This window comes from Mucilaginibacter sp., assembly GCF_965225845.1.
In the GTDB taxonomy this organism is placed as follows: Bacteria; Bacteroidota; Bacteroidia; order Sphingobacteriales; family Sphingobacteriaceae; genus Mucilaginibacter.
The window spans coordinates 748,589-766,354 of sequence record NZ_CBDDBL010000001.1 but is presented as its reverse complement, the minus strand read 5'-3'; the positions used below and the strand labels follow the sequence as shown (position 1 = coordinate 766,354).

Genomic DNA, 17,766 nt, shown 5'->3' with positions numbered 1-17,766 from the left:
CAGTATCATGAACATAAAAAACAAACTTCGTGTAGGTATAGGCTTCATCTTTTTGATGGCGCTTATCTGTTCAGGCATGGCCGATTATTATTTGACCCGACTGTCAAATGACTCAAAAGCTATTTTAAAGGATAATTACCGCTCGTTGGTTTATGTTAAAAATATTGAGCAGGCGCTTGATTATCCTCCAACCGTAAGCATCTCTACCAAGCTGCAAACCATCGAGGCGAACATCAGCAAAGAAGAACAAAATATAACCGAACCCGGCGAAGAGCAATTAGCAGATTCTTTGCGCTCGAATTTTGAAATTTATAAACAAAACGTAAAGAACCCGGCTTTCATAACTCCGCTAAGCGCTAAAATTCGCGGCATATTGTACAATATTATGCAGCTTAATATGAATGGCATTGAGCATCGCAATACCAAAGCCACCAGTACTGCAGACGATGCAATTATTTTAGTATCACTTATAGGCTCCCTGTGTTTTTTAATCGCCTTTACCTTTGTAGTTAATTTCCCGAGCTACATTGCTAACCCGATAAGGGAACTGATCTCGGGTATTAAGGAGATCGCCAATAAAAATTACAGCAAACGCCTGGTATTCCCGGCTAAGGATGAATTCGGCGACCTGGCTATTGCCTTTAACCAGATGGCAGGCAAATTAAAAGATTACGAAAGCAGTAACCTGGCCAGCGTGATATTTGAGAAAAAAAGGATCGAAACCATCATCAACTCTATGAGTGATGCTATTGTGGGGTTAGATGATAAGCAATTCATTATCTTTGCCAATAAAGTGGCTTGCTCGCTTATTGGCATGTCGGATGATAAACTTACCGCGCAATATGCGCCTAATATCGCGCTTGAAAATGACCTATTGCGTAATATGCTTTACGTTAACCAACCTAAAATGAAGATTTCGGTTGATAACCGCGACAGTTATTTTATCCGCGATGTTTTGGATGTGATGAATGAGGACAAGATTATTGGCAAGGTGATCATCCTGAAAAACATTACCGACTATGAGCAATTGAACGATGCCAAAACAACTTTTATAGCAACGGTATCGCACGAGCTTAAAACTCCACTGGCATCCATCCGCATGAGTTTAAAATTACTGGAAGACAATCGTGTTGGGGAAGTGAACAACGAGCAAAAACAGCTCATCCAGAACATTGATGCCGATACCCACCGCCTTTTACAAATTACCGCTGAGCTATTAGATGTTGCACAAGCGGAAACAGGCAAGTTAAACCTGCATTTTGGCAATACCCATCCGAAAAATATAGTTGAGTACGCGGTTAAGGCAGTAAGCTCATTAGCCGATCAGAAACAAATAACCATTACTGTAAACTGCAGTGAAAAATTACCCGAGGTTATGGCCGACCTTGATAAAACTACCTGGGTATTGATCAACCTGCTGTCAAACGCCATTAAATACAGCCCGGAAAATGGAGTTATTATGCTGGATGTAAAGAAAAAACACAATCAAATAGAGTTTGCAGTAAAAGATGAAGGCCGCGGCATTGATGATAAATATCTTGCACGTATATTTGAGCGCTATTTCAGGATACCTGGGGCTGAGGCCGATAAAACAGGTACCGGCCTAGGTTTGGCCATAGCAAAGGACTTTATTGAAGCCCAGGGAGGCAGCATTGGTGTTGAAAGCGAAGTTGGCGAAGGCAGCCGTTTCCATTTCAACTTGAATATTAACAAAGCCCTATAATTAATCAACATACAAACAATCAAATGAACCCGCACTTAAAAAAACTCACCGCCGGTGGCATGCTTTTAACATTAGGCATCATCTTCGGTGATATTGGTACTTCACCGCTTTACGTTTTTCAAACCCTTTTAACGGAGGGTGGCAAAGCCAACGAAGAATTAGTATTAGGCTCTATTTCCTGCATATTCTGGACATTGACCCTCCAAACCACATTTAAATATATCCTGATCACCCTACAGGCTGATAATAAAGGTGAAGGCGGTATCTTCTCCTTATACGCGCTGGTTCGCCGCTACGGTAAATGGCTCGCAATACCCGCAATTATTGGTGCAGGAACTTTACTGGCTGATGGTATCATCACTCCGCCTATTTCTGTTACCTCTGCAATCGAGGGGTTAAGCAATGTTCCGTCATTGGCGGCATCATTTGTACCGGGAAGTAAATTAATTATTGGTATTGTTATCGGTATTATTTTATTGTTGTTCTTCTTCCAGCAATTTGGCACCAAGGTAGTAGGCTCGGCATTTGGGCCTGTTATGTTGATGTGGTTCTTAATGATCGGCGTATTAGGATCGCTTCAAATCATGCACTATCCCTCAATCTTTAAAGCTTTAAGTCCCTACTACGGTGCAAGATTATTATTTGCACATCCGGGTGGCTTGGCTTTATTGGGTGCTGTGTTTTTATGTACAACAGGTGCCGAAGCTTTATATTCAGATTTGGGCCATTGCGGCAAAAAGAACATTCAGTTTAGCTGGATCTTTGTTAAAACAACCCTGGTGTTAAGCTATTTGGGTCAGGGTGCATGGGTTTTAATGCAGCCTGCAAATACTAACTTCGCCAACCTTAACCCGTTTTACGCTATAGTGCCTAATCCTCATTTATTAATGATCCCCGCAGTAGCTTTGGCAACCCTTGCTACCATTATTGCCAGCCAAGCATTAATAAGCGGTTCATTTACGCTGATAAGCGAAGCCGTGAGTATGAACTTTTGGCCGCGCATCACCATTAAATATCCGTCAAACATCCGCGGACAAATCTATATCCCAAGTATCAACTGGTTATTATGTTTTGGTTGTGTTGCGGTAACTTTATATTTTCAAACATCAGAGCACATGACCGCGGCTTATGGTTTCTCTATCACTATAGCCATGTTAATGACCACCATTTTAATGTATTACTTTATGCGCTATGTTAAGCATTGGCCAATATGGGTGGTAACCATTATCCTTTGCGTTTTCCTATGCGTTGAGTCTGCTTTCTTTGTTGAGAACGCCGCAAAATTATTGAAGAGAATCTTCTTCCTGGTATTTGAGGTTGGATTGATCTTTACCATGTACATCTGGTTCAGGGCGCGTAAGATCAATAACCGTTTCCTTCACTTTATCGATCTGAAAGACCAGATTCCGATGCTGAACGCTTTAAGCGCGGATACAACTATTCCTAAATATTCAAGCCAGCTGATCTATCTTACCAAAGCTAACAACAGTAAGCAAATAGAGGAAAAAATCATCTACTCTATTATGAGCCGGAGCCCAAAGCGTGCTGACACCTATTGGTTCATCCATATTGATACCACAGATGAACCGTATACCATGGAATATAGTGTTGACCATGTAGAAGCCGGCAAGATAATCCGCGTTGATTTCCGTTTGGGTTTCCGTATCCAGCCACGTGTGAATGTGTTGTTTCGTAAAGTAGTTGAGGATATGGTTGCCCGCAAGGAACTGGATATTACCAGCACTTACGAATCGTTAAAGAAATTCAAGGTAGTATCTGATTTCCGCTTCGTGATATTAGAGAAATTCCTGTCGTACAACAACCTGTTCAGCATATCAGAATCATTTATCCTGAACAGTTACTTCAGTATTAAAAAACTGGCATTATCCGAAGCTAAAGCTTTCGGCTTGGATACCAGCGAAACTTATGTTGAGAAAATACCATTGGTTGTAAAACCGGTAAGCAACATTTTGCTTAAAAGAATCGACCCGGTAACCATGGAGCCCGTAGTTTAGTAATACCCCTGTTAAAAAAGCAGGCTTGCCTGTAAATATAATCCCACTCTTTTTTAGAGAGGGATTTTTTGTTTGCTCATTTCCACTTGTCAACTACATAGCCAACAATTTCCTTTAAATAAATATTCCAGTTGCCTAAAGCATCCCCGTCGGGCACCAGGTCGCTCCAGGTAAAATGGTTTTGACTTATTTTAAAATCGCAGGGATAAGGGATAACAGGTATACCCTTTTTTTCAAATATTATTTGTGCACGCCGCATATGAAAGTCAGAAGTAACCAATAAGTATGGCGGCTTTACGCCTGATTTTTGCAACAACAGCTTTGAAAAAACGGCATTTTCTATCGTGTTTCTTGATTGATTTTCGATCAGGATGCTAGTATCGGGTAATTTAAAAATCAACAACTGTGTTTTAACCCAGGTAGCTTCTTTAAAATATCCTTGTATTAAACTTCCATTTCCGCCGCTTACTAACACCTGTTTAACAATACCCGTATTATATAATTTAACCGCTTCAATAAACCTGTCTGATGCTTCGTTAAAAAAGCTATTTCCATATTTATCTACTGAAGAAAATCCACCTAAAATTATAGCGCAACTGTAAATTTGATTTTTATTAAGCACACAGGTTTTAACACTCCACGCATGGCCAAACAGGTTTAAAAACAATGGCACAGAAAACACGTATAATAAAACCGCGGCAACTATCAAAAGGCGTTGTTTACGTTTATTATTTTTAATTATCAGCGCAATAACTAACAGAACAAATACCCACAAAGCCGGGTATAGCAGGAACAATAATACTTTAGATAGTATAAAATACATAAAGTTTATTTTAAAGGTACCGCCGCTACGCCTTCGTTGGTAATAACAACCGGTTTAATAAAGCCATCCTTATCAAAATACATATGATCAATACAAGTAACGCGATGATTGCCGTCCGTTTCGGTTAACGGGCGGCGGTGATAAACAATATACCATTCATCCGTTCCCGGTATTTGTATTACTGAGTGATGCCCCGCTCCTGTAGCGATCTTAGGATCTTGCTGCAACACAACGCCAATCCGTTTAAACGGGCCTGTTGGCTTATCGCCAATAGCATATGCTACATGGTAATCAGGTCCGGTCCAACCACCTTCAGACCACATAAAATAATATTTCCCTTTCCGGGTAAACATTACTGATCCCTCAACATAACCCTCGGGCGTGATGGATTTAAAGATAGTGCCGTCAGCAAATGGGATAAAACCTGTGAAATCCTTATTCAGCTTAGCGATATTGCAATGCTGCCAGCCGCCGTAAATAATATAATAGGTTCCATCATGATCTTTAAAAATAAACTGGTCAATGGGTTGTGCGCCATTATGGATCTGACCGATAAGTGGCTTACCCAAATAATCCTTGAACGGGCCTCCCGGATTATCCGAAACACCAACACCTATCCCGCCGATCTCCTTTTTATCATCATGGATATCATTCGCCCCAAAAAAGAAATAGTACTTGCCGCCCATTTCGGTAACGGCAGGCGCCCACATGGCTTTTTTGGCCCACTTAACTGCGGCTGTATCGATTATATCGGGATGCTTTGTCCAGTGCACCAAATCTTTTGATGACCAGGCATCCATATGTACCTGCCGCTCGTAAGGCGCTGAATAAGTCGGGTATACCCAGTATTGCCCCTGGAAGATCTTAGCTTCAGGATCAGCATTCCATCCCGGGAAGATGGGGTTACCGGATAATTCTTTTTTTTGCTGCGCGATGGAAGTACTGTATAACCCAATAATTGCTATCGTAAATAATATTGCTTTAAATTTCATGGTAAAATGTAAATAACAAAGGGAATAGTAATCAAAAAAACTACTATCCCCTTCAAATATTCTTATTCCCCTCCGGGGGATTAGGGGGTTTACTTTATTCCGTAGTGGTCATTCATCAGTTTAACAAACATGCCCCCCGGCAATGTTGCTTTTAACGTTGGAACTATTGTTTGACCTAAAGCGCCAACCAAATAACTATGTTTAGGGCTTTTGGAATCCACAATGCTCACGATTTTTACTGCCAGTTTTGACGGATCAGCGCCAATACTTTCATCCTTTTCCATAGCGGCTACGGCTGCATCAAACTCCTTGCTTAATTGCTCGTTCTTTAATGGGAATGGAACCTTTTCGCGGCTTGCGGTAAAGTCAGTTTTAAAATCACCCGGATTGATAACAACAACTTTAACACCGGTGTTTTGCAACTCCATGCGCAAGCTTTCGGAGTAACCTTCGATAGCGAATTTTGATGCGCTATACAAGCCCTGGTAAGGCAAGCCAAATAACCCGGCAAGCGAACCTATATTAATGACTAAGCCTTGTTTTTTCTCGATCATTCCTGGCAGTATCGCACTACTCACGCGCACCACGCCAAAAAAATTAACCTCGAACTGTTTTTTAGCGATATCAACCGGCATGGCATAAAGCGGACCAGTAATACCGTTACCCGCGTTATTGATTAGTACATCAATTTTGCCTTCGGCTTTAATTATAGTATCAACAGCAGTGATAACCGATGCATCATCGGTAACATCCATCGATAGTGGCTTAAACGGAACATCTTTCATTTTTTTCGCATCGCGGGAAGTACCGTAAACCGTATGGCCTTCAGCCTGGAGGGCTTTTGCTGTAGCTAAACCCAAACCCGAAGAAGCTCCCGTAACAAGAATTACTTTTTTCATTTTTTATTAGTGCTTGATAATTTTTTTATAAACATACTAATTTAGCCGAAGAAGATAATTTTAAAGATGATTTTTTGTTGTGAGATGAGTATAGTGTTTAGCTCTTCACCTCTGCCATAATTTTCCCCCAATTTCCCAGTTTAGTGTAATACTTACACGTAATTGCGATTATAGCTGCATTATTACAATTAAAATTTGAAATTCAACTATAATAACGCCAACTTGCCAAAGCAACTGCTTACAGCTGTAATACCCCTAAAGTCTCCTGCCTTAAATAGGATCTATAGCGGTTATTTAACATTTTTTAACAAATTCTAACTACAATCTAATAGATAGCATTTGATTAAAAAAACAACTCTTTTTAACTTGCACGCCTCAAAATACGAACACAAATGGAAGAAATAAATAGTGGCATACCACCGGTTATAACAGATACCGCACCAAGCAATTCATCCTATGGGACTGATATCCGTGCCCTGAATGAGATGATCCAAAAGGAAAGCGCTTTTATCGATCTGTTAAAAATTGAGATGGATAAAGTGATCGTTGGTCAGCGTTATATGGTTGAGCGTTTACTGATCGGTTTATTAGCTGATGGGCACATTTTGTTAGAAGGTGTACCCGGATTGGCAAAAACATTAGCCATCAATTCGCTATCAAAAGCTGTTGAAGCTGATTTCAGCCGCATACAATTCACCCCCGATCTGTTACCTGCGGATTTGTTAGGCACAATGATCTACAACCAAAAAAAGGAAGAATTTATAGTGCGTAAAGGCCCGTTATTCTCCAACTTTATTTTGGCGGATGAGATCAACCGTGCACCTGCCAAAGTACAAAGCGCGCTTTTGGAGGCGATGCAGGAACGCCAGGTAACCATTGGTGACAATACCTACCCCTTGCCAAAACCTTTTTTAGTACTGGCAACCCAAAACCCGATTGAGCAGGAAGGTACCTATCCGTTGCCTGAGGCGCAGGTTGACCGTTTTATGCTGAAGGTAGTTATTGGCTATCCAACTAAAGAGGATGAAATGAAGATCGTTCGTGCGAATATTTCGGCACAGGGCTTTCCGAAGATCAATCCTATCGTAAAAACTGATGATATCATCAGCGCGCGCAAGGTAGTTCGGCAGGTTTACATGGATGAAAAGATAGAGCAATATATTATTGATATTGTTTTCGCAACCCGTTTCCCTGAGCAATATAAACTGGGTCAGTATAAAAACCTCATCAGTTTTGGCGCATCGCCAAGGGCAAGTATCAATTTAGCGCTGGCAGCAAAGGCTTATGCGTTTATCAAACGCCGTGGCTATGTGATCCCTGAGGATGTTCGCGCCATTGCGCATGATGTGTTAAGGCACCGTGTTGGTTTAACCTACGAGGCTGAAGCGGAGAACATCACTTCAGAACAGATCATTACCGGCATTTTAAACGCTATTGAAGTACCTTAATAGGTAGAAAGTTTAAAGTCTTTTTACCTTAAACTTCAATTTTCAAATAAAAAAAGCTTGTAAATTATAAATACAAGGTATAAGAGTTTAAGTTTTTACTTTAAACTTTTAACCTTAAACTCAATATATGAATAGAAGGCCTAAGAGTTAAAGCTTTTACTTTAAACTTTTAACCTTCAACTTTCAACTCAGCAATGGCAAGGGATACCAAAGAACTGCTAAAAAAGGTAAGGAAGATCGAAATTAAAACCCGCGGATTAAGCAACCACTTATTTTCGGGCGAATACCATTCGGCTTTCAAGGGGCGTGGTATGGCTTTTAACGAGGTTCGTGAGTACCAGCCGGGTGATGAGATCCGCACCATTGACTGGAATGTGACAGCCCGCTTTAACCATCCTTATGTTAAGGTTTTTGATGAAGAGCGCGAACTTACGGTAATGATGCTGATAGATGTGAGCGGCTCTGAAAACTTCGGTACCATTACCCAGCAAAAACAGGATATTGCTACCGAGCTTTGCGCGGTATTGGCATTTTCGGCCATTCAAAATAATGATAAGGTTGGTGTGATATTTTTCAGCGATAAGATCGAGAAATTTATCCCGCCAAAAAAAGGCCGCAGCCATATTTTGATGATCATCCGCGAGCTGATAGACTTTACGCCGGAAAGCAAGGGGACTAACGTTGCCGTTGCTTTACGCTACTTTACCGGGGCCATCAAAAAGCGCAGCACAGCGTTCCTGATATCTGATTTTATCAGCGGCCCGTTTGACGACCAGATTAAGATCGCCAATAAAAAGCATGATATTATTGCTTTGCGTTTATATGATAAGCATGAAGAAGAGTTCCCTAACCTGGGCCTTATTCCCGTGGTTGATGGTGAAACCGGCGACCTGCAATGGGTGAACACTAGCAGCAAGGAGGTTCGCGATACTTATAAAAAAGCTGCAGCCGAGCGCAATGCCCGTTTAAAGGAAACTTTCAGCAAATCCGGGGTTGATTATACCAGTATCGGCACCCATGAATCTTATGTTAAACCACTTATGACACTATTTAAAAAACGTGAGAGCAGGCGGTAACATGAAGCGACTTTTTAATTCTGCATTATTTTTTATATTACTGTTAAGCAGCATCGGCTTCAAAGCCAATGCCCAGTACATTAAAGTTGAATCCCAGGCTGACAGACTATCTATGCCTATCGGCGATCAAACTATTCTGCATGTATCGGCAAGTATTCCGCTTAAAACGGATATTACTTTCCCGGTTATAGCCGATAGTATTGGTAAGATAAAAATTGCCAAAGTATTAAATGCGGATACAGTTATCGATAAAAAGAATCCTAACCTGGAAACCATCAGTCATAACTATGCCGTAACCTCGTTTGATACCGGTGTTTATGTGCTGCCGCAGTTTACCTTTCATACCAAAACAGGCGATATTAAAACCGGCACCATAACGCTCCAAATAAAAGCAGTTCCTGTAGATACGACCAAGGCTTTTTATGATATTAAGCAGCCTTTCGCAGTATCATACAATCTTTGGGATTGGTTAATGGACCATTGGGTTTTGGTAGTGAGCATTTTGATTGCTGTTTTGCTGATCTTAGGTATCGTTTACTACATTAAGAACAAGCCAAAACCAATTAAACAGCTGGAAGCGGAACGTATTTACACGATAGATGAGATTGCTATCAACAGGCTGAATGAGCTTAAGAATAAAAACCTTTGGCAGCAAGGTGAAGTAAAACTATATTATATAGAGCTAACCGAAATTTTGCGTGATTATTTAGAACAGCGCTACCGAATACAAGCTCATGAGCAAACTACCGAGGAGATTTTACTCTCTTTAAAAAACATGGAGTTATCTAAGGAAAGCAACAGCATTTTATTACAAATACTAACGCTTGCCGACCTGGTGAAATTTGCCAAGCAGCAACCAACACCATATGAAAATGAGCAGAGTTTAGAGCATGCCATCATTTTCATCCAACAAACCAGGGTTGTGCCAAAACCCGTTGAGATTAAGGAGGAACCATCCAAATGAAGTGGTTAAGCGGAATAGAATTTGCCCAACCCGGATTTTTTTGGCTGCTGCTCATCATTCCTATAATGGTGGCCTATTACTGGTGGCGTAACCGTCAACTTCAAGGCACTTTAGGCATGTCAACTACCAAAAGTTTTGGCTCAAGGTCTAAAAGCAATATGCATATTTTCAGGCACTATAGTATTGTGCTCAGGTGCCTGGCTTTCATTGCAATAATTATCGCGCTGGCCAGGCCGCAGTCTGCAATGAGCTGGGAAAACGAAACAACCGAAGGTATAGATATCATGATCGCATCAGATATTTCGGGCAGTATGCTTTCTGAAGATTTTAAACCTAATCGTTTAGAGGCCGGTAAAAACATCGCTATCGATTTCATCAAGGCCCGTCCGGATGACCGTATCGGCCTGGTGATCTTCAGCGGCGAAAGCTTTACGCAATGCCCGCTAACCATTGACCATGATGTACTGATCAATCTATTCTCGGATATTCATAACGGAATGATTGATGACGGAACAGCGATCGGAATGGGTTTGGCAACGGCCGTAAACCGGTTAAAAGATAGCGAAGCAAAAAGTAAGGTTATTATTTTGCTTACCGATGGGGTGAATAACACCGGCTCCATACCTCCAATTACAGCTGCCGAGATCGCTAAGCAATTTAATATCCGTGTTTACACGGTTGGTATCGGTACAAATGGTTCAGCACCATACCCTATGAAAGATCAGTTTGGCAACGTGCATTACCAGATGATCCCGGTGGATGTAGACGAAAAAACGCTAACCCAAATTGCTGATATAACCGGCGGTAAATATTTCAGGGCAAGAAATAACAATGAGCTTACCCAGATTTACGCGCAGATAGATAAAATGGAGAAAGTTAAAATTGCAGTAACCCAATTCCACAAAAAAACCGAGCGCTATTTGCCTTATGCCATTATTGCACTGGTTTTGTTATCGCTGGAGTTTTTATTAAGTAACACCATTTTTAAAGGAGCTATAACCTGATGCTACGATTTGCAAATGCATATATTTTATGGGCCCTGGTGCTTGTGCCGCTGCTGATCATTGTATTTTTGATCGTGCGAAGCTGGAAAAAGCGGGCGCTTGCTTCTTTGGGCGACAAGACGGTGATCAGCAAGATTATGCCGCAGGTATCATTCTCAAGGCCTGTGCTGAAATTTATTTTCTTTATTGTTGCCTACACTGTTCTGATCATCGGCATTGCCGATCCGCAGGTTGGCGGCCACACTGATGAAGTAAAAAAGAAAGGCGCCGATATTATGATCCTGCTGGATGTTTCCAACAGTATGCTCGCACAGGATTTCGCGCCCAACCGTTTGGATAATGCTAAAAGAGCGCTTGCTCAATTGATTGACAACCTGCACGATGACCGCATTGGCATTATTGTTTTTGCGGGTGAAGCTTATGTGCAAATGCCGGTAACAACCGATTATTCTGCCGCTAAAATATTTTTGAACACGATTAATACAGGCATGGTTCCCGTACAGGGAACAGCCATTGGGGCCGCTATCGACCTGGGTGTAAAATCCTTTGACTTTAAGGATGGCACCAGCAAAGCTATGATACTGTTAACCGATGGCGAAAACCATGAGGATGATGCCGTTACCGCTGCGCAAAACGCGCATGAAAAGGGTGTTGCAATACATGTTATCGGCTTTGGCTCACCACAGGGGGCGCCGGTTCCAATTTATGAGAATGGAAAGCAAAACGGTTTCCATTTGGATAGTGCCGGGCATACAGTCATCAGTAAATTGAATGAGGATATGTGTAAGCAAATAGCATTATCCGGTAATGGCGTTTACATCCGCGCAACTGATGCTAACAGCGGTTTAGGTATAGTGATGGATCAGATCCACAAAATGAAACAATCAACATATGATAGTAAATCGTTTAAGGATTTTGAGGACCGTTTCCAGTTTTTTCTGGCAATAGCCTTACTGTTGTTTGTTGCTGAGTTTTTTATATCGAACAGGAAGAATTTAAGGTTAAGCAATTTAAAATTGTTTGAAGTGAAAAAGCCATGAAGCAATTTATAATAATTATACTCATGATCGTTTGCACATCAGCGCTTTTCGCGCAGGATGCGAAGACCGATATTTATAACGGGAACAAACTTTACGATCAAAAAAAGTTTAAAGAGGCTGCACTGGACTATCAAAAAGCAGCTCAGAAAAAAAAGATGCCCCTAGAAAGCAATTTTAACCTGGGTGATGCTATTTACAAACAAAAGCAGTTTGATAATGCCGCCAAAGATTTTACCAATATAGCATCTTCAACAAAGGACCCGCTGGTTAAAGCGAGCGCTTACCACAACCTGGGAAACTCAATGCTTGAAAGTAAAAAATATGATGAAAGTATCGATGCTTACAAAAAAGCTTTGCTGGATAACCCGAAGGATGATGCTACCCGATATAACCTGGCGTACGCGCAGGAAATGCTGAAAAAGCAAAAGCAGCAAAACAAGAATAATCAGAATAATCAAAACAATCAGAATAACCAAAACCAACAAAAAAACAAAAACGATAAAGGCAACCCTGACAAAAAGAACCAGGACCAGAATAAGCAAAACCAAGACCCGAACAAACAGGATCCGGGTAAGCAGGATCCAAACAAGCAAGGCCAGCAAAAACAACCGGAGCAGCCTAAGGACGGCATCTCTAAAGATGACGCCCAACGTATGTTAGATGCCCTCAATAACCAGGAGCAAGGAACACAGGATAAGCTGAAAAATAAAAAACTAAAAGGTACCGGTACACGTGTATTAAAAGATTGGTAATCTTGTTATTTTTACCCCTATAAATGAAAAAGAGAATTAGCCTTATAATAGCATTCCTGTTTTGCACAACCTTGCTTTTTGCACAGGCCAAATTTGTGGCTACTGCAAGCAAAACCAACGTTGGTGTAGGCGAACAATTTGAGGTTGACTTTACCATGAATGGCGGCGGAACGCACTTTAGTCAGCCTGACTTCCACGATTTCGATGTGATATCGGGGCCCAATCTCGAATCAAGCTTTACGTCTGTAAACGGGGTATCAACCATGAGTATTAGTTATGGCTTTATAATTACGGCTAAAAAAGAAGGAACATTTACTATTGATGCGGCCGCAGTAGTTATAAATGGCCATACGCTGACTACGGCTCCTTTAAAGATTAAAGTTAAAGGCCAAGCTCCGCCACAACAGGCACAAGCGCAAGCCGCCGCACCTGATAATGACCCGAAAGTTGATGTTAAGGATCTGTCAAAACAAATATTTGTACGTGCAGTAACCGATAAAACCAAAGCTTACGTAGGCGAACAAATCAAAGTGTATTATAAAATATATACACGTGTTGCCATTTTAGGCGGCCAACCCGATAAAGCACCCGATTTAAATGGTTTTTGGAATCAAGATGTGCCTAGTAAAGGTATTGCCTGGAAGAGTGAGGTGTACAAAGGTATACGCTACAACGTTGCTACTGTAAAACAATCCATGCTTTTTCCGCAGCATGCCGGCGACCTGACTATCGATCCGCTTGCTATATCTTTTATTGTGGAAATAAGATTGCCGTCTCGAAATGTTTTGGATGATATGTATGGCAACGTTAAACAGCTTAAATATTCATCCAAAAGCCAGCCCATAACAATACATGCAGTGGCCTTGCCGACAGCAGGCAAACCAGCCGACTTTACCGGCGCGGTGGGTAATTTCACTGTTTACAGCGATGTAGATAAGAAAGAACTAAAAGCAAACGAAACGCTAAATTACACCATTGATATTTCAGGTATGGGTAACCTTAACCTGATCAACTCGCCTAAGATTACTACCCCGGTTGACGTTGAAAAATACGACCCAAAAACTAATGATCATATTGTGGTTGATTCAAACGGTGTATCAGGCAGCAGACAATTTAGCTATTTGCTGATACCAAGGCACGAAGGTAATATCACCTTGCCACCTGTAGGCTTTACTTACTTTAATCCATCCAGCGGCAGGTATATAACCGTTCCAACTAAATCTTTTACAATTAAGGTTGATAAAGGTGACGCGCAAGCCAACGTACCGGCATTTAACTCCACAGAGCAGCAAGATATTAAGTTATTGGGAAATGATATCAGGTATATTAAAACCTCGTCAGCAGATGTATTTAAAGAAGGTGAAGGTTTCTTTGGATCCTTTACTTACTACCTTTTATTATTATTAGGGCCTGTATTATTTATTGGCGCACTGGCTTATCGTAATTGGTTGACAAAATATAACAGCGACCAGGTTAAGGTGCGTAGCCGCGAAGCCAGCAGGATGGCGGCAAAACACCTGGCATCTGCCCAAAAAGAACTAACCGCGGGCAACCGTGCTGCATTTTATGACGCAATAGCTAAAGGCCTTTATGGATACCTGAGTGATAAATTGAACATCCCGGTGTCAGACCTGAACAAGGAAAATATTATAGCACAATTACAAACCCGCAAACTGGACGAAATTACCACCAGGCAATTGGTTGACACAATGGACCTGTGCGAAATGGCTCGTTTTGCACCGGTAACCGGGATATCAGAACAACAGGTGTTTGACAAAGCAAAAAATACGATCAATGAAATTGAAGATAAAATATAACCGGCTAAACCGCGGGTTGTACCTGCTGTTATTGCTTGCCATGCCCCTGTTTTGTTTTGGTGATACCAAAATAGATGCACTTTTTACAAAAGGGAATCAGCTATACGCTAAAGGACAATATCCGCAGGCGGTGCAAGCATACCAGGAAATTTTAAATGCAGGCTATCAGTCGGCTGTTGTTTATTACAATACCGGCAATGCTTATTATAAGATGGACGATATGGCATCGGCAATTTTATATTATGAAAAGGCCCATAAGCTGGCGCCAAATGATGAAGCAACCAGCATCAACATTCAGTTAGCCAATTTAAAAATAGCAGACAAGATTGAAGCTCAGCCCGAGTTTTTCGTAAACAGGTGGTGGCATAACTTCATATTGGTATTACCAGCAAATAAACTGGCCGGGCTAAGCACCATATTTTTTATTGCAGGCTTTGGCTTATTGATATGGTATCTGTTTACCAGGTCATATCTGCTTAAAAAAGCCACATTCTTTACAGGAGTTGTAGTTATTTTAGCCGGGGTCATATTCAGCTTTATGGCTAACAGGCAGCTTAACTATTTTGACGGGCACCACCAGGCTATTGTTTTTAGCCCTTCGGTTATTGTAAAAGGTTCACCTGATCTGAATGGCAAACCACTTTTTGTGATACATGATGGCATCAAGGTTTCCATCACGCAAACCAATCAAAACTGGATAGAGATACAACTGCCTAATGGTAATTCTGGCTGGATCACCGTTGATAATGTAAAGGATATCTAATAAAGACTAAGCTTCCGGTATTTCTTCTGCAAGAACTTCGGCACCTGATTTGTCATAATAAATGCAGGTCATATCATCCAGGTCAACCATCCATTTTTCAATACCTGACCGAGCACAATCCTGGCAAAAACGGTAATAGCCTGTTTGCCCATCCTGGTGAATTGCAAGATCACTTTTGAACTCTTCGATATCAACTTTATCTTCAATTGGCAGAGGCTCATACATTGCCGGTGAAGACACGAAATCGCCATCAACTGAATTATATTCTGTATGATTATCGCTTACATAAGTTGTAAAGCTTTTCACCCCAAGGGCCTTAATATCCTGTATATATTTCTGAAAATCCTCCCCGGTTTTAACTTTTCCGTGAGCCGCTTTGATCTGGTCGATTGTAAACATATTTCCTATTAATGATGCCGTGTAAACCTAATGCTTATTTATGAAAGAATTTGCCAATTGCTCCCAATTCATTATGGGTTCTTTAATATCCAATAGCGCTGCAATTAATTGATAAACATCCTCTGCGCTTTTACCATTTTCCCGCAAATACTTAATTGATGTTGCACCCGCCGATTTTGAAAGCTTATTGCCTGATGAATCTGTAATTAAGGAATGATGATAAAAAGTGATCTTCCCAAATTTACTCTTTCCAAGTGCAGAAGCTAATTGATGCTGGGCAAGTGTTGACGCCCACAGGTCCTCTCCCCTGATGACAAGATCGACACCATAAAACAGGTCATCCACAACTGAAGTGAGCTGATAAGCCGGGAAACCATCCTTTTTCCGGACGATGAAATCCCACATTTCGCCCGGCAGGATAGCCGTTATTAATTTACCCTTATAGTCTTTCACCGTGACGTCTTTGTTAATGCCTGTTATCATACGCCAGCTTACATTTTCAGCATCTAAGTATAATTGCTTTTCAATGCAGCTGCATTCCCTTTCATTCAATTGCCTACGCGAACAGTCGCACGCATAAACCAAATTATTAGTTCGCAGTTGATCTAATGCTGAATTGTATTGGTCCAGCCGGTACATTTGTGAGTAGTTATCTTCAAAATCTTTTACATTACGCGGGCCTTCATCCCAGGGTAACTGCAGAAAATTCAGCGTATCAAAAACATCCTGCACAAATTGTGGATTAGCGCGTGACTGGTCAATATCATCAATTCTTAATAATATTTTTGCGCCGCTTTGCCTGGCTAAGGCGGCAGTAATGGCAAACGACAATATATTTCCTGTATGTAAAAAGCCGCTTGGTGTGGGTGCTATCCTTGTTTTATTATAGGCGATGCCAGCGTTAACCATTATACATTTATTGGTTATTCCAATGTCTGTTCTTCCATTCAGTGCGCTCTTTTTCATTTAGAAAGGTCCAGGCTACAATCCGGCTCACCTTTTGCCCTTGCGACATAATTATCGTTTTAACTTCGGTTGCCGATACTGTGCGCAAACCCTTATAAACGCCGGCCAATGTTTCTTTTTTTGATACGAGTGTACTAAACCACAAAACGTTATTTTTAAACAAAGCGCTTTGGTCGGTCATTCTCCTGATAAACGCAGCCTCGCCGCCTACGCACCATAACTCATTATTCTTCCCGCCGAAATTTAACACCGGCGCCTGCGATTTGGCATTATTTAAATTATCCCATTTACGGTTCGTACCGGCTTGTGCCTCCAGCCACGAAGAATGGAATGGCGGGTTGCAAATAGTTAAATCGAAAAGTTCATCCTTGCCAATAATCCTTTTAAAAATATCGGCCTTGTTAGTTTGCTGACGGCAAACTATATTGTCTTTTATTTTAGCGTTTAATGCAATATTATTATTTGCCGAGGCAATAGCTTCCGGGTCGATATCTGTCCCAACAAACTCCCAGTCATAAACCCTATTACCTATTATTGGGTAAACACAATTAGCTCCGGTTCCAATATCCAACACCCTAACCTGCTTACCTTTCGGGATGGCGCCATCATTGCCTTCAGCCAGCAGATCGGCCATATAGTGGATGTAATCTGCCCTGCCGGGTATTGGCGGACAAAGATATCCTTCCGGGATATCCCAATGTTTAATACCGTAAAATTGCTTCAGCAGAGCCCTGTTCAACGTTTTTACTGCTTCCGGATCACTAAAATTAATGGAAAGCGTTTCGTATTTATTAGGCTTTACATATTTGGCTAATTCAAGCGTTGTTTTTATCAGCTTCGGAAAATCATATCCTTGCCGATGCAGGTTTCGCGGGTGCAGGTTTTCTTTTTCGGATGTTGGTTGCGTTATTTCTGATGGCATGTACAAATGTACGTTGTTTTGAATACCTATTATATACTAAAGCCGAAGCAAACAACTTAGCTAATCGAAAAAACCATATTAATGCATTAACGCAAAATGTTATTAAATTTGATTAAGCACATCTTTGAGATTATATATAATTAAGCTATTTCATTTATAAAAA

At 41.1% G+C, this 17,766-nt stretch carries 16 protein-coding genes; 10 read left to right on the top strand and 6 right to left on the bottom strand.

Annotated features, from left to right (window positions below; translation table 11 throughout):
• The first annotated feature begins 7 nt into the window (after positions 1-7).
• On the top strand, positions 8-1,723 hold the full coding sequence (locus tag ACYZ0U_RS03535; RefSeq protein ID WP_461449858.1) for a HAMP domain-containing sensor histidine kinase: 1,716 nt from the start codon (positions 8-10) through the stop codon (positions 1,721-1,723).
• Between the two features lie 23 nt (positions 1,724-1,746).
• Complete coding sequence (locus tag ACYZ0U_RS03530) at positions 1,747-3,738, top strand: KUP/HAK/KT family potassium transporter (protein WP_461449856.1); 1,992 nt, start codon at positions 1,747-1,749, stop codon at positions 3,736-3,738.
• 76 nt (positions 3,739-3,814) lie between these two features.
• On the opposite strand, the gene ACYZ0U_RS03525 is transcribed toward ACYZ0U_RS03530, so the two are convergent.
• The 3 genes from ACYZ0U_RS03525 to ACYZ0U_RS03515 all read right to left on the bottom strand — a co-directional run bounded on the left by ACYZ0U_RS03525 (position 3,815) and on the right by ACYZ0U_RS03515 (position 6,452).
• Entirely contained in the window at positions 3,815-4,561 is a 747-nt protein-coding gene (locus ACYZ0U_RS03525) for a YdcF family protein (protein ID WP_461449853.1), read from the bottom strand.
• Positions 4,562-4,566: 5 nt separating this feature from the next.
• Complete coding sequence (locus ACYZ0U_RS03520; protein ID WP_461449851.1) at positions 4,567-5,553, bottom strand: glycoside hydrolase family 43 protein; 987 nt, start codon at positions 5,551-5,553, stop codon at positions 4,567-4,569.
• Between the two features lie 89 nt (positions 5,554-5,642).
• A complete protein-coding gene (locus ACYZ0U_RS03515) occupies positions 5,643-6,452 on the bottom strand; it encodes an SDR family oxidoreductase (RefSeq protein WP_461449849.1) in 810 nt (269 codons plus the stop codon).
• A 392-nt stretch (positions 6,453-6,844) separates the two neighbouring features.
• On the opposite strand from ACYZ0U_RS03515, the gene ACYZ0U_RS03510 reads away from it, so the two are divergent.
• The 8 genes from ACYZ0U_RS03510 to ACYZ0U_RS03475 all read left to right on the top strand — a co-directional run bounded on the left by ACYZ0U_RS03510 (position 6,845) and on the right by ACYZ0U_RS03475 (position 15,316).
• Positions 6,845-7,900, top strand: coding sequence for an AAA family ATPase (locus ACYZ0U_RS03510; protein ID WP_461449847.1), 1,056 nt, complete (start codon positions 6,845-6,847; stop codon positions 7,898-7,900).
• Between the two features lie 194 nt (positions 7,901-8,094).
• Positions 8,095-8,976 carry a DUF58 domain-containing protein gene (locus tag ACYZ0U_RS03505; protein WP_461449845.1) on the top strand — a complete coding sequence of 294 codons (882 nt, stop codon included), beginning with the start codon at positions 8,095-8,097 and terminating at the stop codon, positions 8,974-8,976.
• Between the two features lies 1 nt (position 8,977).
• Positions 8,978-9,940, top strand: coding sequence for a hypothetical protein (locus ACYZ0U_RS03500; RefSeq protein WP_461449843.1), 963 nt, complete (start codon positions 8,978-8,980; stop codon positions 9,938-9,940).
• Entirely contained in the window at positions 9,937-10,944 is a 1,008-nt protein-coding gene (locus ACYZ0U_RS03495; RefSeq protein WP_461449841.1) for a vWA domain-containing protein, read from the top strand. The genes ACYZ0U_RS03500 and ACYZ0U_RS03495 overlap by 4 nt, the downstream gene beginning before the upstream one ends.
• Positions 10,944-11,984 carry a vWA domain-containing protein gene (locus ACYZ0U_RS03490; protein WP_461449839.1) on the top strand — a complete coding sequence of 347 codons (1,041 nt, stop codon included), beginning with the start codon at positions 10,944-10,946 and terminating at the stop codon, positions 11,982-11,984. The genes ACYZ0U_RS03495 and ACYZ0U_RS03490 overlap by 1 nt, the downstream gene beginning before the upstream one ends.
• Complete coding sequence (locus tag ACYZ0U_RS03485) at positions 11,981-12,736, top strand: tetratricopeptide repeat protein (protein WP_461449837.1); 756 nt, start codon at positions 11,981-11,983, stop codon at positions 12,734-12,736. Before ACYZ0U_RS03490 ends, ACYZ0U_RS03485 begins: the two co-directional genes overlap by 4 nt.
• Positions 12,737-12,759: 23 nt before the next feature.
• Positions 12,760-14,553, top strand: a complete 1,794-nt coding sequence (locus ACYZ0U_RS03480) for a BatD family protein (RefSeq protein WP_461449835.1) — start codon at positions 12,760-12,762, stop codon at positions 14,551-14,553.
• Positions 14,531-15,316 carry a tetratricopeptide repeat protein gene (locus tag ACYZ0U_RS03475; RefSeq protein WP_461449833.1) on the top strand — a complete coding sequence of 262 codons (786 nt, stop codon included), beginning with the start codon at positions 14,531-14,533 and terminating at the stop codon, positions 15,314-15,316. Before ACYZ0U_RS03480 ends, ACYZ0U_RS03475 begins: the two co-directional genes overlap by 23 nt.
• Positions 15,317-15,322: 6 nt before the next feature.
• On the opposite strand, the gene ACYZ0U_RS03470 is transcribed toward ACYZ0U_RS03475, so the two are convergent.
• Genes ACYZ0U_RS03470 through rlmF form a run of 3 tightly spaced genes read right to left on the bottom strand, consistent with a single transcriptional unit; the run spans position 15,323 to position 17,603 of the window.
• Positions 15,323-15,715, bottom strand: coding sequence for a DUF1398 domain-containing protein (locus tag ACYZ0U_RS03470; RefSeq protein WP_461449831.1), 393 nt, complete (start codon positions 15,713-15,715; stop codon positions 15,323-15,325).
• Between the two features lie 27 nt (positions 15,716-15,742).
• Positions 15,743-16,681: a glutamate--tRNA ligase family protein gene (locus tag ACYZ0U_RS03465; protein WP_461449829.1), complete on the bottom strand. Its 939-nt coding sequence runs from the start codon at positions 16,679-16,681 to the stop codon at positions 15,743-15,745.
• Positions 16,632-17,603 (bottom strand): 23S rRNA (adenine(1618)-N(6))-methyltransferase RlmF, encoded by a 972-nt coding sequence (gene rlmF / locus ACYZ0U_RS03460; protein ID WP_461449828.1) that lies wholly within the window; start codon positions 17,601-17,603, stop codon positions 16,632-16,634. Before rlmF ends, ACYZ0U_RS03465 begins: the two co-directional genes overlap by 50 nt.
• Positions 17,604-17,766: the final 163 nt, after the last annotated feature.

What these genes read in the sequence shown, in the direction of transcription:
- ACYZ0U_RS03480 (WP_461449835.1), top strand. Translation starts at nt 12,760, where the DNA reads ATGAAAAAGAGAATTAGCCTTATAATAGCATTCCTGTTTTGCACAACC.
- ACYZ0U_RS03525 (WP_461449853.1), bottom strand. Translation starts at nt 4,561, where the DNA reads ATGTATTTTATACTATCTAAAGTATTATTGTTCCTGCTATACCCGGCT.
- ACYZ0U_RS03530 (WP_461449856.1), top strand. Translation starts at nt 1,747, where the DNA reads ATGAACCCGCACTTAAAAAAACTCACCGCCGGTGGCATGCTTTTAACA.
- ACYZ0U_RS03510 (WP_461449847.1), top strand. Translation starts at nt 6,845, where the DNA reads ATGGAAGAAATAAATAGTGGCATACCACCGGTTATAACAGATACCGCA.
- rlmF (WP_461449828.1), bottom strand. Translation starts at nt 17,603, where the DNA reads ATGCCATCAGAAATAACGCAACCAACATCCGAAAAAGAAAACCTGCAC.
- ACYZ0U_RS03495 (WP_461449841.1), top strand. Translation starts at nt 9,937, where the DNA reads ATGAAGTGGTTAAGCGGAATAGAATTTGCCCAACCCGGATTTTTTTGG.
- ACYZ0U_RS03520 (WP_461449851.1), bottom strand. Translation starts at nt 5,553, where the DNA reads ATGAAATTTAAAGCAATATTATTTACGATAGCAATTATTGGGTTATAC.
- ACYZ0U_RS03490 (WP_461449839.1), top strand. Translation starts at nt 10,944, where the DNA reads ATGCTACGATTTGCAAATGCATATATTTTATGGGCCCTGGTGCTTGTG.
- ACYZ0U_RS03475 (WP_461449833.1), top strand. Translation starts at nt 14,531, where the DNA reads ATGAAATTGAAGATAAAATATAACCGGCTAAACCGCGGGTTGTACCTG.
- ACYZ0U_RS03470 (WP_461449831.1), bottom strand. Translation starts at nt 15,715, where the DNA reads ATGTTTACAATCGACCAGATCAAAGCGGCTCACGGAAAAGTTAAAACC.
- ACYZ0U_RS03505 (WP_461449845.1), top strand. Translation starts at nt 8,095, where the DNA reads ATGGCAAGGGATACCAAAGAACTGCTAAAAAAGGTAAGGAAGATCGAA.
- ACYZ0U_RS03485 (WP_461449837.1), top strand. Translation starts at nt 11,981, where the DNA reads ATGAAGCAATTTATAATAATTATACTCATGATCGTTTGCACATCAGCG.
- ACYZ0U_RS03515 (WP_461449849.1), bottom strand. Translation starts at nt 6,452, where the DNA reads ATGAAAAAAGTAATTCTTGTTACGGGAGCTTCTTCGGGTTTGGGTTTA.
- ACYZ0U_RS03500 (WP_461449843.1), top strand. Translation starts at nt 8,978, where the DNA reads ATGAAGCGACTTTTTAATTCTGCATTATTTTTTATATTACTGTTAAGC.
- ACYZ0U_RS03465 (WP_461449829.1), bottom strand. Translation starts at nt 16,681, where the DNA reads ATGAAAAAGAGCGCACTGAATGGAAGAACAGACATTGGAATAACCAAT.
- ACYZ0U_RS03535 (WP_461449858.1), top strand. Translation starts at nt 8, where the DNA reads ATGAACATAAAAAACAAACTTCGTGTAGGTATAGGCTTCATCTTTTTG.